At 62.1% G+C, this 25464-nt stretch carries 28 protein-coding genes; 15 read left to right on the forward strand and 13 right to left on the reverse strand.

What is annotated here, in order from left to right; genetic code table 11:
* Positions 1–30 precede the first annotated feature (30 nt).
* Positions 31–300, reverse strand: coding sequence for a hypothetical protein (locus tag MESCI2_RS1000000137995; RefSeq protein WP_155936639.1), 270 nt, complete (start codon positions 298–300; stop codon positions 31–33).
* On the opposite strand from MESCI2_RS1000000137995, the gene parC reads away from it, so the two are divergent.
* The 3 genes from parC (at position 256) to MESCI2_RS1000000137070 (ending at position 4432) form a co-directional block, all read left to right on the forward strand.
* Positions 256–2508 carry a DNA topoisomerase IV subunit A gene (gene parC / locus MESCI2_RS0121335; RefSeq protein WP_027038354.1) on the forward strand — a complete coding sequence of 751 codons (2253 nt, stop codon included), beginning with the start codon at positions 256–258 and terminating at the stop codon, positions 2506–2508. The genes MESCI2_RS1000000137995 and parC overlap by 45 nt on opposite strands.
* A gap of 250 nt (positions 2509–2758) precedes the next feature.
* Positions 2759–3964: an AI-2E family transporter gene (locus tag MESCI2_RS0121340; protein WP_027038355.1), complete on the forward strand. Its 1206-nt coding sequence runs from the start codon at positions 2759–2761 to the stop codon at positions 3962–3964.
* Positions 3965–4030: 66 nt separating this feature from the next.
* Complete coding sequence (locus tag MESCI2_RS1000000137070; RefSeq protein ID WP_027038356.1) at positions 4031–4432, forward strand: hypothetical protein; 402 nt, start codon at positions 4031–4033, stop codon at positions 4430–4432.
* Between the two features lie 29 nt (positions 4433–4461).
* On the opposite strand, the gene MESCI2_RS0121350 is transcribed toward MESCI2_RS1000000137070, so the two are convergent.
* From MESCI2_RS0121350 to MESCI2_RS0121360, 3 genes are all read right to left on the reverse strand, one after another.
* Positions 4462–5358 (reverse strand): DMT family transporter, encoded by an 897-nt coding sequence (locus MESCI2_RS0121350; protein WP_027038357.1) that lies wholly within the window; start codon positions 5356–5358, stop codon positions 4462–4464.
* Between the two features lie 129 nt (positions 5359–5487).
* The gene (locus MESCI2_RS0121355) at positions 5488–6252 is read right to left on the reverse strand and encodes an arginyltransferase (protein WP_023810205.1); all 765 of its coding nucleotides are present in this window, start codon (positions 6250–6252) and stop codon (positions 5488–5490) included.
* A gap of 140 nt (positions 6253–6392) precedes the next feature.
* Entirely contained in the window at positions 6393–6863 is a 471-nt protein-coding gene (locus MESCI2_RS0121360) for an RDD family protein (protein WP_027038358.1), read from the reverse strand.
* Positions 6864–7089: 226 nt separating this feature from the next.
* Here MESCI2_RS0121360 and sthA point away from each other — a divergent pair, with 226 nt between their 5' ends.
* A complete protein-coding gene (gene sthA / locus MESCI2_RS0121365; protein ID WP_027038359.1) occupies positions 7090–8478 on the forward strand; it encodes a Si-specific NAD(P)(+) transhydrogenase in 1389 nt (462 codons plus the stop codon).
* A gap of 25 nt (positions 8479–8503) precedes the next feature.
* Here sthA and MESCI2_RS0121370 read toward each other — a convergent pair whose 3' ends face one another.
* Positions 8504–9172, reverse strand: a complete 669-nt coding sequence (locus MESCI2_RS0121370; protein ID WP_027038360.1) for an alpha/beta hydrolase — start codon at positions 9170–9172, stop codon at positions 8504–8506.
* A 202-nt stretch (positions 9173–9374) separates the two neighbouring features.
* Between MESCI2_RS0121370 and MESCI2_RS0121375 the strand changes: the two genes are divergently transcribed.
* Positions 9375–10631, forward strand: a complete 1257-nt coding sequence (locus MESCI2_RS0121375; protein WP_027038361.1) for an OpgC family protein — start codon at positions 9375–9377, stop codon at positions 10629–10631.
* A gap of 12 nt (positions 10632–10643) precedes the next feature.
* Here the strand turns inward: MESCI2_RS0121375 and MESCI2_RS0121380 are convergent, their stop codons facing one another.
* Entirely contained in the window at positions 10644–11723 is a 1080-nt protein-coding gene (locus MESCI2_RS0121380) for a LacI family DNA-binding transcriptional regulator (protein WP_027038362.1), read from the reverse strand.
* Between the two features lie 155 nt (positions 11724–11878).
* On the opposite strand from MESCI2_RS0121380, the gene MESCI2_RS1000000137075 reads away from it, so the two are divergent.
* Positions 11879–12022, forward strand: coding sequence for a hypothetical protein (locus tag MESCI2_RS1000000137075; protein WP_081738827.1), 144 nt, complete (start codon positions 11879–11881; stop codon positions 12020–12022).
* A gap of 61 nt (positions 12023–12083) precedes the next feature.
* The gene (locus tag MESCI2_RS1000000137080; protein WP_081738828.1) at positions 12084–12233 is read left to right on the forward strand and encodes a hypothetical protein; all 150 of its coding nucleotides are present in this window, start codon (positions 12084–12086) and stop codon (positions 12231–12233) included.
* A gap of 34 nt (positions 12234–12267) precedes the next feature.
* Here MESCI2_RS1000000137080 and MESCI2_RS0121395 read toward each other — a convergent pair whose 3' ends face one another.
* Entirely contained in the window at positions 12268–12642 is a 375-nt protein-coding gene (locus MESCI2_RS0121395; RefSeq protein ID WP_027038363.1) for a DUF423 domain-containing protein, read from the reverse strand.
* A 41-nt stretch (positions 12643–12683) separates the two neighbouring features.
* A complete protein-coding gene (locus MESCI2_RS0121400; RefSeq protein ID WP_027038364.1) occupies positions 12684–13943 on the reverse strand; it encodes a multidrug efflux MFS transporter in 1260 nt (419 codons plus the stop codon).
* A 168-nt stretch (positions 13944–14111) separates the two neighbouring features.
* Between MESCI2_RS0121400 and MESCI2_RS0121405 the strand changes: the two genes are divergently transcribed.
* On the forward strand, positions 14112–14777 hold the full coding sequence (locus MESCI2_RS0121405; RefSeq protein WP_027038365.1) for a GntR family transcriptional regulator: 666 nt from the start codon (positions 14112–14114) through the stop codon (positions 14775–14777).
* A gap of 113 nt (positions 14778–14890) precedes the next feature.
* Positions 14891–15124: a DUF982 domain-containing protein gene (locus MESCI2_RS0121410; protein ID WP_244506945.1), complete on the forward strand. Its 234-nt coding sequence runs from the start codon at positions 14891–14893 to the stop codon at positions 15122–15124.
* Between the two features lie 54 nt (positions 15125–15178).
* Here the strand turns inward: MESCI2_RS0121410 and MESCI2_RS1000000137085 are convergent, their stop codons facing one another.
* Both MESCI2_RS1000000137085 and MESCI2_RS0121420 read right to left on the reverse strand, forming a co-directional pair.
* Entirely contained in the window at positions 15179–15331 is a 153-nt protein-coding gene (locus MESCI2_RS1000000137085) for a hypothetical protein (RefSeq protein WP_081738829.1), read from the reverse strand.
* Between the two features lie 176 nt (positions 15332–15507).
* Positions 15508–16551 carry an aldo/keto reductase gene (locus MESCI2_RS0121420; protein WP_027038366.1) on the reverse strand — a complete coding sequence of 348 codons (1044 nt, stop codon included), beginning with the start codon at positions 16549–16551 and terminating at the stop codon, positions 15508–15510.
* 279 nt (positions 16552–16830) lie between these two features.
* Here MESCI2_RS0121420 and ppk2 point away from each other — a divergent pair, with 279 nt between their 5' ends.
* The gene (gene ppk2, locus MESCI2_RS0121425) at positions 16831–17751 is read left to right on the forward strand and encodes a polyphosphate kinase 2 (RefSeq protein ID WP_027038367.1); all 921 of its coding nucleotides are present in this window, start codon (positions 16831–16833) and stop codon (positions 17749–17751) included.
* Between the two features lie 238 nt (positions 17752–17989).
* Here the strand turns inward: ppk2 and MESCI2_RS0121430 are convergent, their stop codons facing one another.
* The 3 genes from MESCI2_RS0121430 to MESCI2_RS0121440 all read right to left on the reverse strand — a co-directional run bounded on the left by MESCI2_RS0121430 (position 17990) and on the right by MESCI2_RS0121440 (position 20804).
* Positions 17990–18637, reverse strand: coding sequence for a dihydrofolate reductase family protein (locus MESCI2_RS0121430; protein ID WP_027038368.1), 648 nt, complete (start codon positions 18635–18637; stop codon positions 17990–17992).
* Between the two features lie 218 nt (positions 18638–18855).
* On the reverse strand, positions 18856–19887 hold the full coding sequence (gene hemB, locus MESCI2_RS0121435) for a porphobilinogen synthase (RefSeq protein ID WP_027038369.1): 1032 nt from the start codon (positions 19885–19887) through the stop codon (positions 18856–18858).
* A gap of 89 nt (positions 19888–19976) precedes the next feature.
* A complete protein-coding gene (locus tag MESCI2_RS0121440; protein ID WP_027038370.1) occupies positions 19977–20804 on the reverse strand; it encodes a DUF2066 domain-containing protein in 828 nt (275 codons plus the stop codon).
* A gap of 196 nt (positions 20805–21000) precedes the next feature.
* Between MESCI2_RS0121440 and MESCI2_RS0121445 the strand changes: the two genes are divergently transcribed.
* The 5 genes from MESCI2_RS0121445 to MESCI2_RS0121465 all read left to right on the forward strand — a co-directional run bounded on the left by MESCI2_RS0121445 (position 21001) and on the right by MESCI2_RS0121465 (position 25419).
* The gene (locus MESCI2_RS0121445) at positions 21001–22044 is read left to right on the forward strand and encodes an enoyl-CoA hydratase/isomerase family protein (RefSeq protein WP_027038371.1); all 1044 of its coding nucleotides are present in this window, start codon (positions 21001–21003) and stop codon (positions 22042–22044) included.
* Complete coding sequence (locus tag MESCI2_RS0121450) at positions 22041–22463, forward strand: DUF6163 family protein (protein ID WP_027038372.1); 423 nt, start codon at positions 22041–22043, stop codon at positions 22461–22463. Before MESCI2_RS0121445 ends, MESCI2_RS0121450 begins: the two co-directional genes overlap by 4 nt.
* Positions 22464–22701: 238 nt before the next feature.
* A complete protein-coding gene (ldtR, locus tag MESCI2_RS0121455; RefSeq protein ID WP_008875359.1) occupies positions 22702–23217 on the forward strand; it encodes a transcriptional regulator LdtR in 516 nt (171 codons plus the stop codon).
* Positions 23218–23386: 169 nt separating this feature from the next.
* On the forward strand, positions 23387–23797 hold the full coding sequence (locus tag MESCI2_RS0121460) for a hypothetical protein (RefSeq protein ID WP_245270411.1): 411 nt from the start codon (positions 23387–23389) through the stop codon (positions 23795–23797).
* A 368-nt stretch (positions 23798–24165) separates the two neighbouring features.
* Positions 24166–25419: a L,D-transpeptidase family protein gene (locus tag MESCI2_RS0121465; RefSeq protein WP_027038374.1), complete on the forward strand. Its 1254-nt coding sequence runs from the start codon at positions 24166–24168 to the stop codon at positions 25417–25419.
* Positions 25420–25464 lie beyond the last annotated feature (45 nt).

Consider the following 25464-nt stretch of genomic DNA (forward strand, 5'->3'; position numbering starts at 1 on the left):
ACCGGAAAAAGGCGTGTCCCGGCACATTGGTCAAAAATCGCGGTGAAAGGCAAACCCGATCCCACCGTCTTTGCGCAAACCGGTGAATTTGTCATGAAGAGCCGATAGCCGGATATCGTCGCGCTTGGCCATAGAACCCGCATGTAACAGGCTGATGTTGGCAGACATCCCCCGGGGTGCGGTTTCATGTTGCAGAAAGGCCGGTATCTCCGTCGGGCTCTTGCCGCGAATCACCCGCTCGGCTAGTCCGAGCCCATGGGAAAAAGGCTTTTGCCGCCTGAAAATGGCGGTGGCGATCATATCGAGCCGGTCGATCTGAAGAAGGCGCTGGAAGAGCGCTATCTGGCCTATGCGCTGTCGACTATCATGCACCGGGCACTGCCCGATGTGCGCGACGGACTGAAGCCGGTCCATCGCCGCATCATGCACGCCATGCGCCTGCTGCGGCTCAACCCCGACCAGGGCTTTGCCAAATGCGCCCGCATCGTCGGCGAGGTGATGGGCAAGTTCCACCCGCATGGCGACCAGTCGATCTATGACGCGCTGGTGCGGTTGGCGCAGGATTTTTCGATGCGCTATCCCCTGGTCGACGGGCAGGGCAATTTCGGCAACATCGACGGCGATAACGCCGCCGCCATGCGCTACACCGAAGCGCGCATGACCGATGTGGCGACCGAACTGTTGTCCGGTATCATCGAGGATGCCGTCGATTTTCGGCCGACCTACAATGAAGAAGACGAGGAGCCGGTGGTCTTGCCCGGCGCCTTTCCGAACCTGCTGGCCAACGGCTCGTCCGGCATCGCGGTGGGCATGGCGACATCGATCCCGCCCCACAACGCCGCCGAGCTTTGCGATGCCGCATTGCACCTGATCGAAAACCGGGACGCGCCGGTGGCGAAGCTGATGGACTTTGTCCAGGGGCCGGATTTCCCGACCGGCGGCATCATCGTCGACAGCCGCGCCTCGATCCTCGAAGCCTACGAAACCGGCCGCGGCGGCTTTCGCGTGCGCTCGAAGTGGTTTCAGGAGGACCAGGGCAGGGGGACCTGGAGCATCGTCGTCACCGAAATCCCCTATGGCGTGCAGAAGGCGCGGCTGATCGAGAAGATCGCCGAGCTGCTGATGGCGCGCAAGCTGCCGCTGCTCGAGGACATCAGGGACGAAAGCGCCGAGGACGTCCGCGTCGTGCTGGTGCCGAAGAGCCGTTCGGTCGACCCCGGCATCCTGATGGAATCGCTGTTCAAGCTGACCGAGCTCGAAAGCCGCTTCCCGCTCAACATGAACGTCCTGTCGCGCGGCAAGGTGCCCAACGTGCTGTCGCTGAAGGGCGTGCTGCAGGAGTGGCTCGATCATCGCCGCGAGGTTTTGGTCCGCCGCTCGAAACACCGGCTCGGCGAAATCGAAAGACGGCTGGAGATACTTGCCGGCTACCTGATCGCCTACCTGAACATCGATGAGGTGATCAGGATCATCCGCGAGGAGGATGAGCCAAAGCAGGTAATGATGGCCCGCTGGTCGCTCACCGACACCCAGGCCGAAGCCATCCTCAACATGCGCCTGCGCGCGCTGCGTAAGCTGGAAGAATTCGAGATCCGCAAGGAATTCGACGGCCTGAGCGCGGAGAAGAAGCAGATCGAGGCACTGCTTGCTTCAAACGAGAAGCAGTGGGCGACGATCAAGTGGGAAGTCACCAACATCCGCGACAAGTTCGGCCCGGAGACCGAGCTCGGCAAGCGCCGCACCCAGTTCGCCGACGCGCCCGAGCACGATCTGACCGACATTGCCCATGCCATGATCGAGCGCGAGCCGGTCACCGTCGTTGTCTCGGAAAAGGGCTGGCTGCGGGCGATGAAGGGGCATCTGGCCGATCTCTCGACGCTGACCTTCAAGGAGGGCGACAGCCTCAAGCTCGCCTTCCATGCCCAGACCACCGACAAGGTGCTGGTCTTCACCACCGGCGGCAAATTCTACACGATCGGCGCTGACCGGCTGCCCGGCGGGCGCGGCCATGGCGAGCCGATCCGCATCATCGTCGATATGGACAATGACCAGGACATCGTCACCGCCTTCGTTCACGATCCGAAGCGCAAGCTGCTGCTGGCCTCGCACGACGCCAACGGCTTCATCGTGCCGGAGGAGGAAGTCGTCGCCAATACCCGCAAGGGCAAGCAGGTGATGAACGTCAAGGCGCCGGACGAAGCCAAGCGCTGCATCCCGGTCACCGGCGACCATCTCGCTATCGTTGGTGAGAATCGCAAGATGCTGGTGTTCGCGCTCGCCGAAATTCCGGAAATGGGCCGCGGCAAGGGCGTGCGGCTGCAGAAATACAAGGATGGCGGCCTTCTCGATCTCAAGCCGTTCACGCTGGAGAGCGGCCTCTCCTGGCAGGATTCGGCCGACCGCACCTTCACAAGGTCGCGCGAGGAACTGACTGAGTGGATCGGCGCCCGCGCCTCGGCCGGACGCATGGTGCCGAAGGGATTCCCGAGGACGGGGAAATTTGGGTAACTCAGCGCCTTTCCTTCTCCCCTTGTGGGAGAAGGTGGCCTCGCGAAGCGAGGTCGGATGAGGGGTGTTCCAGGGAACACCAACGCCTCATTCCGCTGGAACACCCCTCAACCGTCTCGGCGCTGCGCGCCGATCCACCTTCTCCCACAGGGGGAGAAGGAGAGACGCTACCCAATCATTTGGACTATCGTCACGATTGCTGCACTATATCAGTGCATAGACAGGAGGGGTGTTTGGGAGAGCCAGGCGTTTGAAGGAAACAAGAATCCAGAAACCGGAACGGCAGCAGCGCCTGTTCGGCCTGTCGACGCCGCTGCGGTCCGCCGTCATTCCGCCGCTGTCGGCGGCGCGTTGGCTGCTGGTGCTGATCGTCGCCGCCGGCGTCTATTTCTTCCACGGCTTCCTGTTCCCGGTGCTGGCGGCGCTCGTCATCGCTTTCGCCAGTTGGCCGCTTTACCGCCGCCTGCTCGTCGCAGTCAGTGGCAACCGCACCATCGCCGCGACCTTTGCCATCCTCTTCATCCTCGCCTTCCTGGTGATACCGATCGCGCTCGCCGGCACCTATGCGATCAACGAGGTCCGCGAATGGGTCGCCTGGGCGATCGAGACCAACCGTCACGGCGCGGTGACGCCGCACTGGATCGCCACCATGCCTGTCGTGGGCGAGTGGCTGAACCAGCAATGGACGACCAATTTCGGCCATCCAGGCGGCATTGGTGAACTGATCCAGCTGGTCAGCGGCGCCAACATCGGCAGCATCTATCGCGGCGTGCTGGCCGCAGGCGGCAGTGCTTTCGGCTTGCTCCTGACACTGTTGTTCATGATGATCGCGCTGTTCTTCGCCTATCGCGACGGCGAGCATTTTGCTGGCCAGGTCGACCGTCTCGGCGAACGCATCCTGCCGACCAGATGGGAACGCATCTCGCGCGTCGTGCCGGCGACGATCTCGTCGACCGTGACCGGCATGACCGTCATCGCCATCGGCGAAGGCCTGGTGCTGGGCATCGCCTACTGGCTGGCCGGCGTGCCGTCGCCGGTGACGCTTGGCGCCTTGACCGGCGTCATGGCGCTGATCCCCGGCGGTGCGCCATTGTCGTTCACGCTGGTCTCGATCTACCTCGCCGCCAGCGGGTCGCCGATGGCCGGGCTGGCGCTGTTCCTCTGGGGCGCGATCGAGCTGTTCATCGTCGACAAGACACTGCGCCCGAAGCTCGTCGGCGGGCCGATAAAACTGCCCTTCCTGCCGACATTTTTCGGCCTGATCGGCGGCGTCAAGACCATGGGGTTTCTCGGCCTGTTCATCGGCCCGGTGCTGATGGCCCTGCTGGTCGCGATCTGGCGCGAATGGCTGCGCGAGGTGGAGTTGACCGACGAGCTTGGGGCCGCGGCACCGGTGGAGCTGGAGGGTAGTCCGCAGCAGATCGAGATCGTCGCCGATAAAAAGGCTAGCGCCTGAATTGAACTGTCCGCAGCGACCCTGAGCGACTATTGATCCATTTCCGGTCAGAAATAATATCTGCGCATGTTTTTGCGATTTGTTCGGTCAAATGCCATCAAGGGAACGCATGCGCGCGAAGGTTTTTTTGGCGCTGCCTATGAATTGCGGGGTCAACCGGATGTTGACCGACATACGCTGGATCAGCTGGAAGACAGTCTTGCCTGGTTTCGACAGAACCTCGCAATACCGCCGCGTTTCAACCTCTCAAGATCGAAAGGTTTCTACCGGAGAGAGACGACCCAAGGATTGAGCTGGTTCAAACCAACGGCAACGGAACATCTGGCAAGGGCCTTTGACCTGGCAGCGCTCCTTGCGCAGCATGGGCATCATGTTGACGTCATGAAGAGTTCTCGTCTGGGATATGTCATCTATGAGGACGAATACCAGATCGTTGCAGAGCCTTTTTCAGATACGGCAACCGGTTGATCGCACCTAGCATATCGGCACTAAGGTGCTCAGACCGGATGTTGCACCGCAAGGTCGCCACGCCGCTTGCGTCCCTCGTGCAGTTGCCACAGCGAATGCGCGATCAGCGTGACGATGAGGATCGTGCCGCCGATCAGGCTGTTGCGCGTCGGTGTTTCGGCAAAGATCATCCACACCCAGACCGGCGCCAGCACGGTTTCGAGCAGGTAGAACATCGCCACTTCAGGGCCCGAAATGTATTTCGGCCCGGCGGCAAGGCAGAAGAACGCTATCGGCATGACGAGCGCGCCGTTGAGGATGATCCACCAGGGCGCCTCCACCTGAAAGCCGGTCTTGGAGACCATGAATGCCGCCAGCCCGAAAGGCAGGACGACGCCGATCAGGGAGGTAAAGCCCATATCCTTGCCGCTGGCGCGCGAGATGGTGATGGCGCAGGCGATCAGGAAGGCCGAACACAACGCCATCAGATCGCCGAACAGATGTCCGGTGCCGACGGAATCGCCGACGATGATGACGACCCCGACGATCATCATGGCCAATGCCGCAAGGGTCAGCGGCCGCGGCCGCTCCTTCAGGAACACCCATGAAAGCAGCGCGGCGAACATGGTTGTGAAGGCCAGGATGAACACCAGGTTGGCGGTCGAGGTGTTGTAGACGCCTGTGATGAACGCAATCGCGCCGAGCCCGTAGATCGCGGCAACGATCAGGCCCGACCAGCCAGGTATCAGCTGCGGCGCATTCTTGCTGAACGAGCGCCAGATGGTCCACATGATCAGTGCCGCGGCCAAGGTGCAGCCGGTGCGCAGCAGCAAGATTGTCCACGCCTCGCCGTGGGCGAGCCGGATCAGCGGGATGTCCACGGTCAGCGTCAGCCCGCCGAATGCGGTGAGCAGAAGTCCTTTGGTGTGAGTATCGTGAGACGACATGCAGCGACTTTCACAATGAATTCGGGAGAGGATGGCGGACCGGCGCAATCGCACGCTCTCCGCCAACCAGCGGAAAGACCAGCATCGTCTCGATTGAAAATGTTTAAGCCCGGACTTGGGAAAGAGTAATCAGCGCGCGACCGCTTCGTTGGTGTAGCGCTCCCAGCCCTTCGGGCCGAGATGCTCCTGCGGCATGAAGCGCATCTTATAATTCATCTTGCGCGAGCCGTTGACCCAGTAGCCGAGATAGACATGGGGCAGGCCCATCGCCCTGGCGCGGGCGATGTGGTCGAGGATCATGAACGTGCCGAGCGACCGTTCCTCGAAATCGGGATTGAAGTAGGAATAGACCATCGACAGGCCATCGGCCATCTTGTCGGTGAGCGCCACCGCGATCAACTCGCCCTGTCCCTTGCCGGTGATGAAGGTGTCGGGTCCACGCCGCCGATACTCGATCACCTTGGTGTCGACATGAGTATCCTCGACCATCATCGCATAGTCGAGCACCGTCATGTCGGACATGCCGCCACGGCGGTGGCGGGCGTCGAGATAGCTGCGGAACAGGGAATATTGTTCGGTCGAAGGCTCGGCATTGTGCATGTGGCCGACGAGGTCGGAATTGTGCTGCAGCACGCGCTTCATGTTGCGGCTGGCGACGAATTCCTGGGCGAGGATGCGTACCGAAACGCAGGCGCGGCAGGTCTCGCAGGCCGGCCTGTAGGCGATGTTCTGCGAGCGCCGGAAGCCGCCTTGCGTCAAGAGGTCGTTCATCTCCGCCGCCTTGTCGCCAACCAGGTGCGTGAACACCTTGCGCTCGAACTGGCCGTCGAGATAGGGGCACGGCGACGGCGCGGTCAGGAAGAACTGCGGCGACTGGGTCGGATGCTGCGTCATCGAGCCTTGGAAACACTCCTTCGAATCGCTCTACCTTTGGCGCGGACGGCGAAAAATTCAACAGGATTATGTGGGCGTGGTCGACTCGACGCCTTCACATTTGTGCTCAATCGGTTGCGACTGCTCTTCACAGGGCCGTTTCAGCGGTCGGTGCGGCTGACGACCGTGCCAAGCAAAAGATCGTGCAAGGTGCGCTTGCGGTCGGAAAACAGCGTCACCAGCAGGACGAGCGGCGACAGGATGACGTTGCCGGCCCAGAACAGCACCGAATGGACGACCGCGGTGAGGCCGTCGATCGGCCTGCCGTCGAGCCGGTCGAGCCGGATGCCCATCATCTTCATGCCCGTGGTGGCCTGGTCGGTGCTGCCCAGCGTGTTCCAGATGTAGAGGATGGCCACAGTCGGTATCAGGATGCCGAACAGCATCCAGCCAAGTCCGAGGGTCAAAAGCCCGAGGAAGAACACCAGAATGGCAAACGGGATGGTGAGCAGCGCGACGATGACATAGTCCATGACGAAGGCCAGGATGCGCTTCGTGCGCACGCCGTCATAGGCCCTGACATCATCGAGCCTGCTGGTGATGATTTCGCCGTCGAGAACGCGCGCGTTCATGTCATTTCCTCGTAACAAGGTCCGACATAGGGTGCGGACCGCTCAGCCATGAAATGGTGAAGGCCCGTGGCGGAATCAAGATCGGGCTTCTTGCGGTGCACTGGCTTCGATGGCGTCGGGTGCAATCTGAACCGGTTGAATTTGCGGCGCGGATAGCATTAGCTTGCTGCGGCGCAGCAAAGCGCACAGGTGGCGCAACAGCGCTAGGGGTAGGGGACGGGGCAATATGGACTACGACATGCTGGTCATCGGCAGCGGCCCTTCCGGTCGCCGTGCCGCGGTACAGTCGGCCAAGCTCGGCAAGTCGGTGCTGGTGGTCGACCGCGGCCGGCGTCTGGGCGGTGTCTCGGTGCATACCGGCACCATCCCATCGAAAACGCTGCGCGAAACGGTGCTCAATCTTTCCGGCTGGCGCGAGCGTGGCTTCTACGGGCGCGGCTACCGGGTCAAGCAGGATATCTCGGTCGGCGATCTGGTCGAGCGCCTGCACAAGACGCTCGACCATGAGGTCGAGGTGCTGCAGCACCAGTTCATGCGCAACACCGTCAAGAGCGCCCGAGCCGCGGTGAAATTCCTTGGCCCCAACAAGGTCAGCCTGACCACCGACACAGGCGATTACAGCGAGGTTGGTTTTGCCAATGCGCTGATCGCAGTAGGCACCAGGCCACACCGGCCGCGCGATGTGCCTTTCGACAAGACCCGAATCTTCGACAGCGATGAGATGCTGGAGCTTGATCGCTTGCCGCGTACGCTGACCGTGATCGGCGCCGGCGTCATCGGCGTCGAATATGCGACGATCTTTTCCGCGCTCGACGTCCCGGTAACGCTGGTCGAGCCGCGCAACTCCATCCTCGATTTCGTCGACCGCGAGATCGTCGACGATTTCATCCACCAGATGCGCGATCGCGGCATGACCATCCGGCTGGGCAGCGCGGTCAAGGAAATCCGCTCCAAGCCGGACGCCGCCGAAGTGGAACTGGCCGATGGCCGCACCATCCGTTCCGAGGTCGTGCTCTACGCCGCCGGCCGCACCGGCAATGTCGGCAGCCTGGGCCTGGATGTCGTCGGCATCGACGCCGACTCCAGGGGGCGCATCAAGGTCGATCCGCAATCCTTCCAGACCAGCGTGCCGAACATCTATGCCGCCGGCGACGTCATCGGCTTTCCGAGCCTGGCCTCGACGTCGATGGAGCAGGGCAGGGTGGCGGCCTGCCATGCCTTCGGCGTGCCGTTGCCGCCGCCACCGGAAACCTTTCCCTATGGCATCTACGCGGTGCCGGAAATCTCGACGGTCGGCCAGTCCGAGGAACAGGTGCGTGAGAGCGGTGCGGCCTATGAGGTCGGCGTGGCGCGTTTTCGCGAGACCTCGCGCGGCCACATCATGGGCGTCAACACCGGCTTCCTGAAATTGTTGTTCTCGATCGAAACGCGCCGTCTGCTCGGCGCGCACATCATCGGCGAGGGCGCCACCGAGCTCATCCACATCGGCCAGGCGGTGATCAACCTCGGCGGCACCGTCGACTTCTTCGTCAACAACACCTTCAACTATCCGACGCTCGCCGAAGCCTACAAGATCGCCGGGCTGGATGCCTGGAACAGGATGGGGCGAGGGTAGGCGGCTGGTCATGCTGGTGAGTCCGTCAGCCTGCCATCGCCACCGCTGCCGATCCCGACAGCCATTGCCTGACGATTGCGGCGTCGGCGCTGCCGAATTCATGACCTGACGGGACAATCCTGGCGTCGATCTCGGCGCCATGCCGACTGAGCAATGTCACCAGAGCAGGGGCGAAAGGCGCATAGGTGAGGTCGGTGGCGCCGGCGATCATCAGCACCCGCACCTTTGACAGATCCGTCGCCGGCACGTCATCGAGCACCGGCATCGGCCGCAGCAGCGCGGCGCGCTCGACAAGGCCCGGATGCAGCAGCATCAGGCTCGAAACCAGATTGGCGCCGTTCGAATAGCCGAGGAAAATTGTGCGCGAGAGGTCGAGATGGTGACGTGTGGCCGCGTCGGCGACGAAGCCCGCAAAGGCCTCGGTTTCGGTGCGAATGCTTGCCTGTTCGAAGCGCGTCGGCGTGATGCGCGCGAACCAGCGGAAACCATCCTCCTGGACAACGCGGCCACGCACCGCGATGAGCGTGGCACGCGGTGCGATCTCTCGCGCCAGCGGCACCAGTGTCGTCTCGTCGACACCCGACCCATGCAGCAGGAAGAAGCACTCGCCGGTTGAATCCGCCGGGCTGTAAAGGCGGTGGTGGAAGGCGAAATCACGCCGCAACGCACCATCTTGTGAGGTCTCTTGGATCATCGCGCATCCTCTTGATTATATGAGGTTTCGCTCAATTTGCCGGCTTCAAAACGCAATATTTTCAAGCTCCGCGAAAGTTGATTGAACCGGGCGCATTACAGTCCGTTTCTCCGCCGATAAGATCCCTTCGGGAGGAATCGAAGCGGTGCGCCGGGGGTCGCATTGCCCGGTATGAACAACCAGCTTTGAGGCCTTTTTGTCGATGACCACCCAGATTTCCCCGGACCGCGATGCGCGTGTCACAGACCGCGAGTCGCGCGTGTCGGACCGCGATGCGCGTGTCCCGGATCGCACTGAGCGCGACACGCGCATAGACGTGCTCCGTGCTCTCGCTTTGCTGACCATCTATGTCGACCATGTGCCAGGTACCGCCTTCGAGTATCTGACCTACAAGAATTTCGGCTTTTCCGATGCGGCGGAGGTCTTCGTGCTGATCTCCGGCATCTCGGTCGCGCTCGCCTATGGCAGGAAATTCGAGCCTGGAAACCGGCTGCTGGCAACCCTGAAGATGTTGCGCCGCGCCGGTGTGCTTTATGCCACCCACATCGTCACCACCATGGTGGTGATGGCCATTTTCTGCGCCGCGGCGGTGTTTGCCAGGCGGCCGGAGCTTCTGACGATGATCAACATCGAGCCGTTGATCAAGAATACGCCGCAGGTGCTGATCGGCATCGTGACGCTCGGCCACCAACTCGGCTACAACAACATACTGCCCGTCTATGCGGTGCTGCTCTTGCTGGCGCCGGTGTTCCTGCTCATTGTGAATTATCGGCCGGTCCTGGCACTGGTCGCATCCGGCGCCCTGTGGCTGGTCGCGGGGATTTATCAGATCGCTCCGCCCAACTATCCCGAGCCCGGCTTCTGGTTTCTCAACCCGCTGTCGTGGCAGTTCCTTTTCAACATCGGCCTGGCAGGTGCATTGCATGTGCGTCGCGGCGGCACCATCCCGGTCAATCGCTGGCTGGTTGGCGCGGCCTTGGCCTACTCCGCAGCCGCACTGGTCTGGGTGCACAGCCCGCTTTGGGGGCATATCTCCTGGCTTGGCCTGCCTCCGGTGCTGACCGGTTTCGACAAGACGTTCCTGTCGCTGCCGAGGCTGCTGCATATACTGGCGGTGAGCTACCTGATCGTGGCATTCCCGGCGGTCTCGAACCTGTTTCGCACCGGGCGCGATCATCCGCTTGCCATATTGGGCAAACGATCGCTGCCGGTTTTCATTGCCGGCACGGTGCTTGCGATGGCGGCGCAGGTGCTGAAGCTGATCAATCCGGGCGGGTTTGCCTATGACAGCCTGTTGATATCGGCCGGCATCGTCATGCAGTTCGCGCTCGCCTACTATCTCGAATGGCTATCGGGCCTCGGCTGGTCCGGCAAAAGCAGGCCGGCTCACAACGCCGCACCGCCAGTCCATGCTGCATCCTTCGCGATGCCGGCCATGGCGACAAGAATGGGCCGTTGAGGCGTCGCCAGCTCAGGCGGGCGAGGGACCGGATGAGGCTCGCACCACGAGTTGGACCGGCAGCGATTGCCGGCTGAACGAACCGTCATTTTCAAGGATCGCCTTGACGGCAAGACGGCCCATCTCGGCGATCGGCTGGACGATCGTGGTCAGCGGCGGCTTGGAAACCGCCCCCTCCGGAACACCGTCGAAGCCGACGACCGAAACATCGCCCGGTACCGAGATGTCGTGCTGCCGCAGCCAGTCCAGCGCATGGAGCGCCATCCTGTCCGACATGGCCAGGATGGCTGTCGGCATCTCGGCACCGGCGAAAATATGGTCGAGGCCGGCCCAAACGCTCTCCTCGTCATTGACGGTTTCGTAGATCGGCACCCGCGAGACGTCGACGCCGACCCGGGAGAGTTCGGCGAAATAGCCACGCAAGCGGTCGCGCGTAGCCGAGTAGAGGGCCATTTCCACCTGCTCGCTTGTGGTAGGGCCGAAGCCTGCGTCGGCACAGGGCAGGGTAAGCACGGCAAAGCGGCGATGTCCGAGTTCGGTCAGGTGGCGGGCCGCCAGGCCAGCCCCGGCGATGTTGTCGACGCCGATCGCTGCAACGGCGTCGTCGTCGTCCGAATCGAGATCGAGCGCGACAAAAGGGAGTTTGCGTTCACGCGCCAGTTCGACCAGCCTTGAACCGCCATCGACGCAAAAGACGATGAAACCGTCGACCAGCGCACTCTGGATGTTCCAGGCAAGCTGTTCGTTGTTGGCTGCGGAGACCAGCGAAATCCCCGCACCGGTCGCGTCGCAGGCCTGCGAGATGCTGGCCATCATCACCCGGGCAAAGGGGTCGTCGAAGAAATAGGAGAGGGGTTCCGCGGTCGCCACACCGATCGCGTTGACCTTGCCGGCGCGCAGCAGCCGGCCCTTGGGATCCGGTCCGCCATATCCCATGGCCTCGGCTGCCGCCTTGACCCGCTCGCGAACCTCCTCGCGCACGATCTCCGGACGGGCGAACACGTTGGACGCGGTGCCGTGCGACACGCCGGCCGCCTTGGCGATGTCCGCCAGCCGGACCGGTCTTGTCTTTGCAGAGATAAGTGGCGCCATCTTCGTCTCCTGGATTCCTCCCATCTAACACTTTCGTTGGATCGGTTCAAATTTTGACTTGATCGAAGCCTCGACAAGGCCTATGTTTGAATCGATCCAAGGAAATGCCGGCTATCGGAATTGGATCGATTCAACATTAAGCAGGGAGTTGTGTCATGCATCCCGTCAATTTTCTGTTCGAAGACATTTACCGCAACGACTGGAGCATCTCGTCGAACACCACGACGCAGAAACGCCGTGGCAAAGCCGGCCCATGGGTTCGCGAGTTGCGGTTCCTTGTGGAGCGCAAACGGAGCTGACCGGGTCGGTTTTTCGCGCCTGTCGATTGGATCGATTCAAGGACTAAAAGGAGCGCACATCATGCATCCCGTCAGCTATCTGTTCGAAGACATCTACCGCAACTATTGGGGCATCGCGCCAGCCTCCAAGAGGCCGCAACGGCATTGGTTGGCCAAGCTGCGGCGACGCAATCGCGAATTGCTCATCAAGCCCGAGCGCCGGCAGGACTAGCAGCCCACGCTTTTACGTTTGGCGCGGGCAGGCGTCAGGAACGCATGCGCACCAGCGCCGAGGCGGCGATCGCCAGCCAGCCAGCGATAAGTAGGGTGCCGCCGATCGGCGCCGACAGCGGGAACAGCCGCGACCCGATGAAATCGCGGGCCAGCAGATCGCCGCAGAACAGCAGAAGCCCAACCAGCAGGATCAGGCTGCCGATGCGCAGGATCCGGTTCGCGCCAAGCAGTCCGGCGGCAAGGAAGACCGGCGCATGCATCAGCAGGAACGATGCGGCGGTGCCGACGAAGGCGCCGCCCAGATGCGCCGCCGCGGCCGACAGTGCCACGCCTGCAGCACCACAGAGGCCTCCGGACAGGACGAGGATACGGCTGCTGGTGCCGGAAAATTGCTCGGCCGTGCTCATGTCTGGGGCTCCGTGATGTCCGAGGGATATGCCTGGCCCGGTCAGGGCTTGCCGGGGTTGGCAAGCATGTCCTGCTCGCGGCGTGACTGTGCCAGCCAATTATACACCGCGCCCCCTGCCATCAAGACGGATGTGCCCAGAAACACCGAGCGCATGCCGAAATGACCGCCGGCAAAGCCGCCCAGCAAGGGGCCGGCGACTTGCCCGACATACTGGGCGGAAATCGACAATCCGAGCACATTGCCGCCGACCCCATCGGGGACATTGTGGCGGATCACGCTGGTGATGCAGGGCAACAGACCGCCCAGCGCCAGGCCCATCAGGAAGCGCAGGCCGATGAGTTGCCAGCTTTGTGTGACGAAGGCCTGCGGGATCAGCAGCAGCGCCGAGACGGCAAGCGCGCCGATGATGACGTTCCAGTGGCCGACGCGGTCGGCGAGCTTGCCGAGGCGCGAGGCCGACAGGATGGCGCCAAGGGCCGCCGCCGACATGACGACGCCTGATATCAGCGTGACGCGGCTCTGGTCCTCGATGAGCTGCTGCACATAGACTGTGATGATCGGCTCGATCGACATGGTGGCGAAGCTCAACAGCATGCCGGTCGCCAGCATGGCGACGACAGGCCGTTTGTCGGGAATTTGTGCCCAGCCGCCTTTCGGCTTCTGCTTCGACGCGGCGTCTGCTGTTTTCGGACGGGGATTCTCTTTGATCAGAAACGTGGTCGCCAGGAACGCCAGGAAGATGACGCCGCCGGAGAGGAGAAAGGTGGCGCGGATGCCGATCAGCGGCGGCAGGGCGCCGCCCACCAGTGGGCCGACCAGAGCCCCACCCGTGATGCCGGCCGACAGCAGGCCCAGCGCCCAGCCGGAGCGTTCCTTCGGCGTCTGCATGGCAACGAGGATGGTCGATCCCGAGGAGTAGCCGCCGGCAAAACCGATCAGCAGCCGCAGCAGCACCAACTGCCAGACGGTCTCCACTATGCCGGTCAGCGACATGCATATGGCCATGCCGAAGCTGGCGCGAACCAGCATCACCTTGCGGCCGTAGCGGTCGCCGAGACGTCCCCAGAGCGGCGCCACCAGCGCCGCCGCGAAGAACGTCGCGCCATAGGCGATCCCCGACCATTGCACGATCGCCGCGTGGCCCTCGGCACCAAGCTGCTCGATATAGAGCGGCAGGAACGGTAAAAGCAGCGTCATGGCGACAAGCGTCGAAAACGACCCGGCAAAGCACACGAACAGATTGCGCCGCCAGTGGATGTTGTAGGTGCTGTCGGTGGCCGGGGGCGCGCTCTGCTGCATGTCTTATGTCCTGTCCCAGCAACTCTTTTATCGAGGGTTGCTGCGGATACCAGTTTGGGATACCAAGATGGTGCACGTCATGGACGCAAGCTTGGCCGCTGTCAATGCAGCCTGTCGAACGTGATCGGCAAGACAATCGCCAGCAAACGACCAAAGGTGGAAACGACAATGTCGCAGATGCAGAGCGTCGAAAAACAGCTTCGGCAGATGATCCTTGGCCTAGAGATCGGTCCCGGCGAGAAGCTGACCGAGCGCTGGATCGAGAGCCGTTTCGGTGCATCGCGAACCCCGGTCAGGGCAGCACTTCTGCGGCTCGAGACCGAGGGGCTGGTCGGTAGGGACGGGCGCGGCTGGACGGTGTCGCCGATCAATCTGGCTGAACTCGAGCAGATCGCGGTCTATAGGGAAGCAGTCGAGGTTGCGGCACTTCGCCTGACATGCGGCCTGGCGGACCGGAGCGCCGTCGATGTCATCGAGGCGATGCTCGAGTCCTGCGACAACGACACGCCGCGCGAGGAATGGCATCGCGTCGGCATGGATTTTCACATCGAACTGGCGCGTCTGTCGGGCAATGAATTCCTGTTCCGGGCGGTGCGCGATGCCATGACGCGCCTGTCGCGGGCGCGCTGGCTGGAGGTTCGCGACGAAGCGGCGCTCAGCCGCGCCTGGGCCGAACATCGCGCCATACTGGCGGCGGCACGCCTTGGCGACGCCGATGAAGCCGCGCGCCTGCTCTCAGGCCACATCGTCGGCAGCCGCGACCGGCTGGTGACGTCGCTCGCCAACGATCGGCGCGGTCTTCGCGCCAGAGGCTTTGCCGTCGTTGCTGCTTAGGGGTGGATGAAGGGACGCAAAGCGGCGTCTGGACGTATGCGCACTTTCGCCTCGCTTCGCAGACGCCGATGGCGTAAGGAGCGGCCATGGAAAACAACCGATTTGAAACACCTGTGACTGTGAAGTCAGTCGCGGCGGGAAGCACTCAGCTCTTGCGCACGGCGCGTGAGGCTTCCGACTACCTCCTCAACAGCTGGCCCGGCAAGCGCAGCCCCAAGCATCGCGCGGCCCTGCAAGCCTGTCATGACGCACTGGCCGGCGACAAGCCGGCGATGAACGCCAGGCGCGCCTTCATTGCGGCAGCACGCGAAGTGGACGTGTTCGTCAGCGACAAGGCGCCGGCCTGACACAAGCCGGCTATCTGGATTGAGGCATGGCCCGCATCTGCGGGCCTTTTGCCGTCACTTTGCCGTTTCGGTTTCGCCTTCGGTTTCGTCCTCGGGCTTCGAACGTTCCCGCGCTGCAACCTTGGCTGCCAGCTTCTCGGCCTTCTTGGCCGCCTTCTGGCGGTCGCGTTCCTTGCGTTCCTGATCGTAGTTTGGTGGTCGCGCCATATCGGCTCCTTTTCACTGCCTCGCGGCTCTGGTCCTGCCTAGGAGCATTAGCCGTCAAACACAACAGCTGAAGCGATAGTGCGTCGATGATGGCCAGGCTTGCAAGATGCGCGCCGCAATGAAGGGGCCACGCCCATCATTGCGGCGTCCGATACCCATCGCCATCGATTTGCCGATCAGATGCCGCTTCGGTCAATCACCAGATCGGCGGCACCAAAACGGTCCTTTGCGGTCAGCTGCTGGTGCCAGTAGGGATAGAGCAAGGGCGGCCGGCTGACCGCGTCGAGGCGCTCGCGCTCCTCGCCGGAAAGCACCAGGCTTGCCGCCGCGATGTTGTCCCGGAACTGCGTTTCCGTCCTGCCGCCGATCACCAGGGAACTGACGGACGGCCGGCCAAGCAGCCAGGCCAGCGCCACCTGCGCTGCCGACACGCCGCGTTGCGCGCCGATCTCCACAAGCACATCGACGATCCGCCACAGCCGGTCCTCGTCGCGGATCGGTGGTTCCGACCAGCCCGCGAGTTGGCGGGCGGTGGGGCTGTCGCGGCGGTATTTGCCGGACAGCAATCCGCCGGCGAGCGGGCTCCAGACCAGAACGCCCAACCCCTGGTCGATGGAAATCGGCAGCAGTTCGTACTCCGCCTCGCGCGCTTCCAGCGTGTAATGGATCTGCTGTGTGACGAAGCGCGGCTGATGATGGCTGTCGCTGATGCCGAGCGCCTTCATCACCTGCCAGCCGGAATAGTTGGAGCAGCCGACATAGCGGATCTTGCCTTGCGCAACCAGCGTGTCGAGCGCGCCGATGGTTTCCTCCAGCGGTGTCACGCCATCCCATTCGTGCAGGAAATAGATGTCGATGACGTCGGTCTTGAGCCGCTTCAGGCTCTTTTCGCATTCGCGGATCAGGTGATGGCGCGACAGGCCTTCATCGTTGGGACCTTTGCCGATCCGCATCCGTGCCTTGGAGGCGATCAGCACGTCGCCCTTGCGCTTGCCGCCGAGCGCTTCGCCGATGATTTCTTCGGATATGCCATTCGAATAGACGTTGGCGGTGTCGATGACATTGATGCCGGCGTCGATGCAGAGGTCGATCATCCGGCGCGCTTCGTCGAGGTCGGTCTTGCCGACAGCCGAAAACGCGCCGGCGCCGCCGAAAGTCATGGTGCCCATGGTCAGCGTCGATACTTTCAGGCCGGAACGGCCGAGTGTGCGGTATTCCATGTCGATCCTCGCGATTGCGTTGGGAAAGGGGCTGGGGAGGGCGCCCGAATGTGGCCGTTATTTGTAGGACAATTTGGGCGACGTGTCTCCATGCCAGCACGACGGATGGATCATGCCTGGCTGAATCGACAGCGGCGGTAACCATGCTCGCGCTGCAATAAAACCGTCATTGCAGGCCTATATTGAAGTCGGCTCAGGTGTTGCCGTTCCCGGGCCGCAAGCTGGGAGTTTGGGGCGCCGGACGTGGATCGACAGAGCTTGCAAGTGGAGCAGCCGATAATGACCGAGCTAAAACAGAATTCTCCGGCCAGGGATTGGCTTGAAGCCGAGCTCGCCGACACGCTTGACGAAGACTATGAGCTCGAAATGTCGGAGCCGGCGCTGTCGATGGAGATCGCCAAGATCTACAAGAACTCGCATCCGCCTTCGATCGATCGCATGCAGTATTTTCGCGACCTGATCACACTGCAGTCCGAATTGATCAAGCTGCAGTCCTGGGTCGCCTACCACAAGAAGAAGCTGGTGGTAATCTTCGAGGGACGCGATTCGGCCGGCAAGGGCGGCGTCATCAAGCGCATCACCCAGCGGCTCAATCCGCGCATCTGCCGCGTCGTGGCACTGCCGGCACCGACCGAGCGCGAAAAGTCGCAATGGTATTTCCAGCGCTATGTCCCGCATCTGCCGGCCGGCGGCGAGATCGTGCTGTTCGACCGCTCATGGTACAACCGCTCGGGCGTCGAGCGGGTGATGGGCTTTGCCCAGCCCGATCAGGTCGAAGAATTCTTCCGCGACGTGCCGGAGTTCGAGCGCATGCTGGTTCGCTCGGGCATCACCGTGGTCAAATACTGGTTCTCGATCACCGACGAGGAACAGCAGATGCGCTTCCTGATGCGCATCCATGACCCAATGAAGCAGTGGAAACTGTCGCCGATGGACCTGCAGTCGCGCGTGCGTTGGGAGCAATACACCAAGGCCAAGGAAGAGACCTTCGCCCGCACCAACATCCCGGAAGCGCCCTGGTTCATCGTCGAGGGCAACGACAAGAAGCGCGCGCGGCTGAACTGCATCGACCATCTGCTCAAGCAGCTGCCTTACGAGGAAGTGCCGCACGAGGAGATCACGCTGCCGGAGCGCGTCTTCAACCCCGAATACGAGCGCCAGGTGCTGCCGCGCGAGCTCTACGTGCCGGAGAAGTATTGATGGATCGCTCCCTTCTCCCCGTCTCTATATGGGAGAAGGTGCCGGCAGGCGGATGAGGGGCGGCACCTTCTTCGACAGTTGAGTCTAAAAAAATTCTCCATGCTGGCAGGAGACTATTCTGCCGTTATATTGCCCTCGATGGCATTTTCGGCGCCATACTATTCGGCTGGTTGGCGCCGCCCCTCATTGCCCTGCCGGGCATTTCTCCCCGTATAGTGTCGGGGAGAAAGAGCTGTAACTACGCCCGCTTGATGGTGACGTGCGTGGCGAGCGGCGTCGCCACCTGCTCGCTGCAGAGATAACCCAGCTTGAGCATGTCCAGACCGGCAAAAAGGTTCTCGCCCGAGCCGAGCAGCAGCGGCGAGACCGCCAGATGCATCTCGTCGATGAGCTTTTCCTGCAAATACTGGCGGATTGTAGCGACGCCGCCACCGACCCGCACGTCCTTGCCGCCAGCGGCAGCCTGGGCCTGTTCAAGAGCTGAATGGATACCGTCAGTGACGAAGTGGAAAGTGGTGCCGCCCTCCATCGTGATCGGTTCCCGCTTGTGATGGGTGAGCACGAAAACCGGCACATGATAGGGCGGGTTGTCGCCCCACCAGCCCTTCCAGCTGTCGTCAGGCCACTCGCCGCGGATCGGCCCGAACATGTTGCGGCCGAGGATCCAGGCGCCGACATTTTCGAAACTGCGCGCCGCGAACGCCTCGTTTACGTCGGTGGTGCCGCCGTCTTGTCCGAGCACCATCTCACGGAAGGTGCGGGTGTCGACAAACCACTTGTGCAAGGATTCCCCACCGACGCCGAGCGGATTTTGCAGATCCTGATCGGGACCGGCGCCATAGCCGTCGAGCGACAGGGTGAAAGCGTTGACGCGAAGTTTGGACATGCGAGCCTCCTCGATAACCGATTGTGTTTTGCAAGCAGTTGTTTTGTAACAAACCGATTGTGAATTGCAAGCGGTATTTTCAAGCTCTAACGAAGCCCAGGCAACGGTCAAGCGGCCCTCGCTATGGATTCCCCGGCCAGGAGCCGGAAATTGGTATGGATGTCGAAGCGGATTGGCCGACATTGCTCGCCGCGACCGGCCATCGTCGCGAAGAGAAATTACCCCTTCAGCAGTTCCGCCACTTCTGGAGCGAAATAGGTCAAGATGCCGTCGCAGCCGGCGCGCTTGAAGGCGAGCAGCGATTCCAGCATTGCCTTCTCGCCGTCGATCCAGCCATTGGCGCCTGCTGCCTTGATCATCGAATATTCGCCCGACACCTGGTAGGCGAAGGTCGGCATCTGGAACTCGTCCTTCAGCCGCCGGATGATGTCGAGATAGGGCAGGCCGGGCTTGACCATCAGCATGTCGGCGCCCTCGGCGATGTCCTGTTCGGCCTCTCTCACCGCCTCGTCGGAATTGGCATGGTCGATGTAATAGGTCTTCTTGTCGCCCTTGAGCAGACCGGCGGTGCCCACCGCCTCGCGATAGGGACCGTAGAATGCCGAGGCGAATTTGGTCGCATAGGACATGATCGCCACATCCTGAAAACCATTGGCGTCGAGCGCGTCGCGGATGGCGCCGATGCGGCCGTCCATCATGTCGGATGGCGCGATGATGTCGGCGCCGGCGGCCGCCTGGATGACGGCAGCGGCGGTCACCTGTTCCACCGTCTCGTCATTGACGATGATGCCGTCGCGCAGGATGCCGTCATGGCCGTGGCTGGTGAACGGGTCGAGCGCTGCGTCGGTGATGATGCCTATCTGCGGCACCGCATCCTTGATCGCACGGGTGGCGCGGTTGATGACATTGTCGGGATCGAGGATGTGCGAGCCGGTCTGGTCGCGCAGCGAGATGTCCACATTGGGGAAGGTGGCGAGTGCCGGAATGCCGAGTTTGGCCGCGCGCTCGGCCTCCTTGACGGCGAGATCGATCGACAGGCGGAAGACGCCGGGCATGGCGGCGATCGGCTCGCGGACACCCTTGCCGTCGACGACGAAGATCGGCCAGATCAGGTCGTCGACCGTGAGCCTGTTTTCTTGCACCAGACGGCGCGACCAGTCGGCCTTGCGCATGCGGCGCAGACGGCGGCTGCCGGTGATCTCGTCGACGCCGCGCGCGCCGGCGGGCTTTGCGGGGGTGAATTTGTTCATCGCCAAATACTCTCGTTCGGGCAGGCTTTTACCACGAGCTCCCGCCGCTGACCAATGCGGCACGATTGTGCCAGTGATCCGATCGAGGTCTATTCGGGTTGCCCATTGCCTGACAGAATCTGTGCCGCGCCCCTGATGGCGACACGGAAAGCCTCGTCGAAATTGACGCCGCGCACCTGCCAGCGGTAGGTCTCGTCGCCCGCCTTGAGCTGCCAGTCGGCGATCCAGCCCAGTTCCTTGTCGCTCCAGACGAGACTGCCGGAAAGCGCCTGGTCGGCGCCGGCCTTCTTCGCCAGTGTGTCGAGCTTCGTCATCTCGGCATTGCGAAGCGCCTGATCGTCCAATCCGGCCTGCGACAGCTGCGCTGCCGTGGGAAAAGCCACCTGCATGGCCAGCGGTGCGGCTGCATTGCCGAACGATTCGCGCATCGGCATGCCACGATCGTCATCGGCATCGAGCGCGTAATGCATTGTTCCGCGCTCGGTCGCCAAAAACACCGCCAGCCGCGGCCGCTCAGTCAGCCACGGCCTGCTGCCGAGCGAAGCCAGCACCGGGTCGATGTCAGCAGGCTTGTACTGGCAGTAAAGGTTGTGGGGCCGATCGTAGGTGCCCTGATCGTCATGGTTGGGAATGCCTTCCATGCGGTCGCGGTAGTGAAAGCCAGCGACGAAGCTGCCGGCCTTGTCGCGCAGTGCCGCCATCTCGGGTTTCGCCGGCAGGCGCTGATCGCCGGAAACCCGGACCAGAACCGCGTCGAGGCAGCGCTTGAAGCCGGACTGGCGGTTCTTCTCGTACTTGCCGTTGACGATGGTCTGCGAGCTGTAGAGGTCTTCCAAAGTCCCCGCCATGACCGGGTGAACAGTCAAGCAGATGCTCAGCCCGATTGCCACCGGCGCAAGGTGCGAAAATCGAGTCATAAACAATCGTCCCGTTCGAAGACCCGCCATAGCCGCGCTGCACTGAACTCTATCCAGTTTTTCAGTATTGCAGCTCGATTTTTAGCACTGGCTCCTGGTCCGGGCCAGAGCTTGCACCGGTGCGCTCGCCATTGACGCACCCATGCGCCACGCTTTAGCACTTCAGTCCCGGCGGCCGGGGGAGGGATTCTTCACGATGGATTTTGGCGGAGGCGACGAGATCCGCTTCGAACATCTGGGCCGGGCCGGCGTCGTCACCTTGACGCGGCCGCAGGCGCTCAATGCGCTGACGCACCGTATGATCGGGGCGCTCGACGCTGCTCTTTCCGCGTGGGAAGCCGACCAGGGCGTCGACGTCATCGTCGTCAAGGCAGAGGGGAGGGCCTTTTCGGCCGGCGGCGATATCCTGCATGTCTATGAGACAGGCCGCGCGGGAAAACCGCCGGTCGAGTTCTTCGCCGATGAGTATCGCCTCAATGCCCGCATCAACAGTTTTAGGAAACCTTATGTCGCCCTGATCGACGGCATCGTCATGGGTGGCGGCGTCGGCATCTCCTTCCACGGCTCGCACCGGGTGATGACCGAGAATGCCCAATTTGCCATGCCGGAAGTCGGCATTGGCTTCTTTCCGGATGTCGGCGCCAGCCACCTGCTGCCTGACCTCGGCGGCTCCTTCGGTATGTATCTGGCGCTGACCGGCAATCGCATCCGCTATGGCGATGCGCTGTGGTCGGGGCTGGCCACCCACACCATCAAGGCCGAGGACCAGGCTGGCTTCCTCGACCGGCTGGCGTTGACCGGCGATCCGGAATCGGTGCTGCGCGGCTTCTTCGTGCAGGCAAGGCGAGAAACCGACAGGCCGACGCTGGAGGCGATTGTTCGCCATTTTTCGCAACCGTCCCTCAACCGCGTCATCGACAGCCTCGAGCGTGCGGCTGGCGCCGACGAGTTCGCGGCAAAGACATTGGCGACGATCCGCACCCGCTCGCCGACCAGCCTGCGCGTCGCCTGGCGGCAGATCAGCGCCGGACTGACGCTGTCCATGGAAGCCTGCATGAAAATGGAGTTCCGCATCCTCAACCGGATGCTCGCCGGCCATGATTTCTACGAAGGCATCCGCGCCGCCATCATCGACAAGGGCTCGAAGCCGCAATGGCGGCCGGCAAGCCTGGCTGCGGTCAGCGAAGCGGATGTCGATGCCTATTTCGCTCCGCTCGGCGAACGGGAACTCCTGATATGAGCGAGGTGACCTCAAGGCGCGTCGTGCTGCAGCCCTCCGGGGTGGAGGTGATCTTCGCCTGGTTCCAGCGCGTCATATCGGGCTACTGCCTGCTGTTCGGCATTCTCTACTGGATCAAGCTGATCGGCTTTTATCCGGGCACACTGTGGCGTTTCGACCTGATGCCCGTGCACTGGCAGGTCGCGGCGGTGGTGCTCGCCGTGTTCTTTCCCTTTGCCGCTGCCGGCCTGTGGATGCTGGCGTCCTGGGGCCCGGTGATCTGGTTCATTTGCGCGGTGACCGAGACGGTCATGTATGCCGGCTTTCCTGAGCTGTTCGGCCACCGCTTGCTGATTGTCGTCTCGCATGCGGCGGTGGCGGTGCTCTACATCGTCTTCCGCGTCGTCATCCACCTGCAGAAGCGCCCGGTCCGCCACTAAGCCGTTGAACCCATTGGCGGCCCGGCTGTCGCCTCGAATGAGCCCCGCAATCGTTGCCGAAATCTTTAGGTTAATTATCCTTGCTCGGGTGACCGTTCGTTAAGCCTCTTCCGAAACCTCTTACCGGTAAGCTCTTGTTAGCCCTAGCGTTTAAGTCGAATTTTATGAGTATTCGATAGTGTCGCGATCAAGGTGAAAAACAAAAAATCACCAGGGCGACAAACGAGAGGCAAAGACAATGATCAATTCGCGTCCGGCGGCGAAGACCGCCAACGTATCCGACGATCGCCGCGAGGCTATCCGTTCCCTGTACATGGAATCGCTGCAGCTTGTTGAGCGGCTGCACCGCCGCCTGCTTGATGTGATCAAGGACGAATTCGACCGCAACGGCCGTTCCGACATCAATGCCATCCAGGCGCTGCTGCTTTTCAACATCGGCAATTCCGAACTGACCGCCGGCGAACTGCGCTCGCGTGGCTACTATCTCGGCTCCAACGTCTCCTACAATCTGAAGAAGTTGGTCGATCTTGGTTTCATCAACCACCAGCGCTCGCGCATCGACCGCCGTTCGGTCCGCGTCTCGCTGACGCCGAAGGGCAACGAGGTGGCCGAGGTCGTCGCCGGTCTTTACGAGCGTCATGTCGGCTCGATCGAACAGGTCGGCGGCATCAACACCGACGAGTTCAAGCAGATGAACCGCGCTTTGCAGCGGCTCGACCGCTTCTGGAACGACACCATCGCCTACCGCATGTAAGGCGCAGAGATCCGGCCCGCGCCACAGAAGCGCGGCCGAAATGTCGACCTTCAGTCAGGGCCGGTGCCGAGAGGCATCGGCCTTTTTCTAGCGACGGACGGCGACGTGAGTTCATCTGTGTGTCAGCTGACCGGAACCCGGTTGGCCACGCTTTGCTTTCGCTTCCACAATGCCTAATGTCACCACACAAGGGGGCATGATGGGTCGAAGCAGGCGTTTCAAGATCTGTTTTGTCGCGGCGGCACTATTGCTGGCATCAGAAACGGCTTTCGCCGAGGAATGGTGGAAGGATGCCTTCGCTATGGAAGGCAGCAGCCCGTGCGACGGAAATGACTCCAGAGTGACGTTCACCCACAAGTCGGTGGAAATGTGGGAAGTCGGCTGCGCAATCGACAAAATCCAGAAGATCAAAGGCCTGGACGCCGTCATTTTGGACCTGACTTGCTCCGACGATACCGACAGTGTGGAAAAGAGACGGGCGCTGCTGCTCAAACTCGATGACAACAAGATATTGCGGTACCCTGAGAATCAAGTGTTGCAACGATGTTCCGAACTCGAGGCTCCGGGTCCAAAGCCCTGAGCCAGGTTCATTCCCGGCCGGCTGCGGGTCCTGCCGCGCGGCAGCCGACCCCATCGGTGATGGCTCGGCGACGGCGCTGACCCGATACCCAAAAAGCACGCACCGTTCTTTTCGGAATATCCGCCGGTCGGATTTGAGGCGCTAGGCCACGTTGCCGCCATATTCCAGTGGAACCGAGAGAGGCAGTGATGCTGGTGTGAAGGCCATGCGTTCACCCGCAATCCGTATCGCGCCTGGGCGCTGTCACACCAAGGTGATGCGGAGCATGGTTGGCTAATTGTTAAGATTGCCAATTTTACAGTGCGGGCGAGATCGCCCGGTGATCAACGCAGCAAGTGATCGAACTGCTACCAATGTCTGGAACGTCCATGAGAACCAGCCGTCGTTTTTTCCTCTCCGGAGCCTCCGCGCTCGCAGCCGCAGTTGTTGCCGGCGGCGCCAATGCGCAGGATGTGATCGGTGATATCCTGAAATCCTCGGCGCGCGGCAATTGGGACGACCAGTTCGACGCCCGCGCCAGCGAGGGTGGCAAGGTGGCCTCGACGCTGCCGATCTTCAGCCCGCAGACCGTCGCCTTCACGGAACAGGCGGTCGGGCAATACCAGAACATCGTCGGGCAGGGTGGCTGGGTCGAGGTTCCCGCGACCAAGAAGCTGCAGCTTGGCGTCGATGATCCCGATGTGGTGCCGCTGCGCAAGCGGCTGATGGTTGCTGGCGACCTGTCGCAGAGCGCCGGCATTTCGACGGCTTTCGATTCCTATGTCGACTCGGCGGTCAAGCGCTTCCAGCTGCGTCACGGCCTGCCGGCTGATGGCTCGATGGGCAAATACACCTACGCGGCGATGAACGTTTCGGCGCAGATCCGGCTCGGCCAGCTGCAGACCAATCTGCAGCGGCTGCGCGAGAAGGCCGGCACGCTGGGCAGCCGCTACGTGCTAGTCGACATTCCGGCAGCGCAGGTCGAAGCGGTCGAGAACGATCGCGTCGTGCTTCGCCACACCGCGATCGTCGGCAAAATCGACCGGCAGACGCCGATCGTCAATTCCAAGATCAACGAGATCATCGTCAATCCATACTGGAACGCGCCCGTCTCGATCGTGCGCAAGGACATCATTCCGCTGATGCGGAAGGATCCCGATTATCTCAAGAACAGCCACATCCGCCTGTTCGCGCCCGATGGCAGCGAAGTCGATCCGATGAATGTGGACTGGTCGACCGACGACGCCGCCAAGTACCGTTTCCGCCAGGATCCCGGCTCGGAAAACGCCATGGCTTCGGTGAAGATCAATTTCCCGAGCCCTGACGGCGTCTACATGCACGACACGCCGCAGCAGAGCCTGTTCGGCAAGATGTTGCGTTTCGATTCCTCGGGCTGCGTGCGCGTGCAGAATGTGCGCGACCTCGTCACCTGGATCCTGCGCGACACGCCCGGCTGGGACCGCCAGCATTTCGAGGCGGCGATCAAGACCGGTGAAAACACGCCGATCCAGGTCACCAATCCGGTGCCCGTCCACTTCCTCTATCTCTCGGCCTGGTCGACCGGTCCGGGCGTCGTGCAGTTCCGCGATGACGTCTACGCGCTTGACGGCAACAACGAGCTGCAGATCACGTCTGCGCTATAAACGTTTGATTCTTATATAAAAAGGGCCGCCTCTCAGGGCGGCCTT

The organism is Mesorhizobium ciceri WSM4083 (assembly GCF_000519305.1).
In the GTDB taxonomy this organism is placed as follows: Bacteria; Pseudomonadota; Alphaproteobacteria; order Rhizobiales; family Rhizobiaceae; genus Mesorhizobium; species Mesorhizobium ciceri_B.

Coding starts and splice junctions, on each gene's coding strand:
- MESCI2_RS0121465 (WP_027038374.1), top strand. CDS start 24,166: ATGAGAACCAGCCGTCGTTTTTTCCTCTCCGGAGCCTCCGCGCTCGCA.
- parC (WP_027038354.1), top strand. CDS start 256: ATGGGAAAAAGGCTTTTGCCGCCTGAAAATGGCGGTGGCGATCATATC.
- MESCI2_RS0121430 (WP_027038368.1), bottom strand. CDS start 18,637: ATGTCCAAACTTCGCGTCAACGCTTTCACCCTGTCGCTCGACGGCTAT.
- MESCI2_RS0121360 (WP_027038358.1), bottom strand. CDS start 6,863: ATGAACGCGCGCGTTCTCGACGGCGAAATCATCACCAGCAGGCTCGAT.
- MESCI2_RS1000000137070 (WP_027038356.1), top strand. CDS start 4,031: ATGTTTTTGCGATTTGTTCGGTCAAATGCCATCAAGGGAACGCATGCG.
- MESCI2_RS1000000137995 (WP_155936639.1), bottom strand. CDS start 300: ATGATCGCCACCGCCATTTTCAGGCGGCAAAAGCCTTTTTCCCATGGG.
- ldtR (WP_008875359.1), top strand. CDS start 22,702: ATGATCAATTCGCGTCCGGCGGCGAAGACCGCCAACGTATCCGACGAT.
- MESCI2_RS0121450 (WP_027038372.1), top strand. CDS start 22,041: ATGAGCGAGGTGACCTCAAGGCGCGTCGTGCTGCAGCCCTCCGGGGTG.
- MESCI2_RS0121445 (WP_027038371.1), top strand. CDS start 21,001: ATGGATTTTGGCGGAGGCGACGAGATCCGCTTCGAACATCTGGGCCGG.
- MESCI2_RS0121375 (WP_027038361.1), top strand. CDS start 9,375: ATGACCACCCAGATTTCCCCGGACCGCGATGCGCGTGTCACAGACCGC.
- hemB (WP_027038369.1), bottom strand. CDS start 19,887: ATGAACAAATTCACCCCCGCAAAGCCCGCCGGCGCGCGCGGCGTCGAC.
- MESCI2_RS0121395 (WP_027038363.1), bottom strand. CDS start 12,642: ATGAGCACGGCCGAGCAATTTTCCGGCACCAGCAGCCGTATCCTCGTC.
- MESCI2_RS0121355 (WP_023810205.1), bottom strand. CDS start 6,252: ATGACGCAGCATCCGACCCAGTCGCCGCAGTTCTTCCTGACCGCGCCG.
- MESCI2_RS0121370 (WP_027038360.1), bottom strand. CDS start 9,172: ATGATCCAAGAGACCTCACAAGATGGTGCGTTGCGGCGTGATTTCGCC.
- MESCI2_RS1000000137080 (WP_081738828.1), top strand. CDS start 12,084: ATGCATCCCGTCAGCTATCTGTTCGAAGACATCTACCGCAACTATTGG.
- MESCI2_RS0121350 (WP_027038357.1), bottom strand. CDS start 5,358: ATGTCGTCTCACGATACTCACACCAAAGGACTTCTGCTCACCGCATTC.
- ppk2 (WP_027038367.1), top strand. CDS start 16,831: ATGACCGAGCTAAAACAGAATTCTCCGGCCAGGGATTGGCTTGAAGCC.
- MESCI2_RS0121420 (WP_027038366.1), bottom strand. CDS start 16,551: ATGGAATACCGCACACTCGGCCGTTCCGGCCTGAAAGTATCGACGCTG.
- MESCI2_RS0121405 (WP_027038365.1), top strand. CDS start 14,112: ATGTCGCAGATGCAGAGCGTCGAAAAACAGCTTCGGCAGATGATCCTT.
- MESCI2_RS1000000137085 (WP_081738829.1), bottom strand. CDS start 15,331: ATGGCGCGACCACCAAACTACGATCAGGAACGCAAGGAACGCGACCGC.
- MESCI2_RS0121460 (WP_245270411.1), top strand. CDS start 23,387: ATGCCTAATGTCACCACACAAGGGGGCATGATGGGTCGAAGCAGGCGT.
- MESCI2_RS0121380 (WP_027038362.1), bottom strand. CDS start 11,723: ATGGCGCCACTTATCTCTGCAAAGACAAGACCGGTCCGGCTGGCGGAC.
- MESCI2_RS0121440 (WP_027038370.1), bottom strand. CDS start 20,804: ATGACTCGATTTTCGCACCTTGCGCCGGTGGCAATCGGGCTGAGCATC.
- MESCI2_RS0121400 (WP_027038364.1), bottom strand. CDS start 13,943: ATGCAGCAGAGCGCGCCCCCGGCCACCGACAGCACCTACAACATCCAC.
- MESCI2_RS1000000137075 (WP_081738827.1), top strand. CDS start 11,879: ATGCATCCCGTCAATTTTCTGTTCGAAGACATTTACCGCAACGACTGG.
- sthA (WP_027038359.1), top strand. CDS start 7,090: ATGGACTACGACATGCTGGTCATCGGCAGCGGCCCTTCCGGTCGCCGT.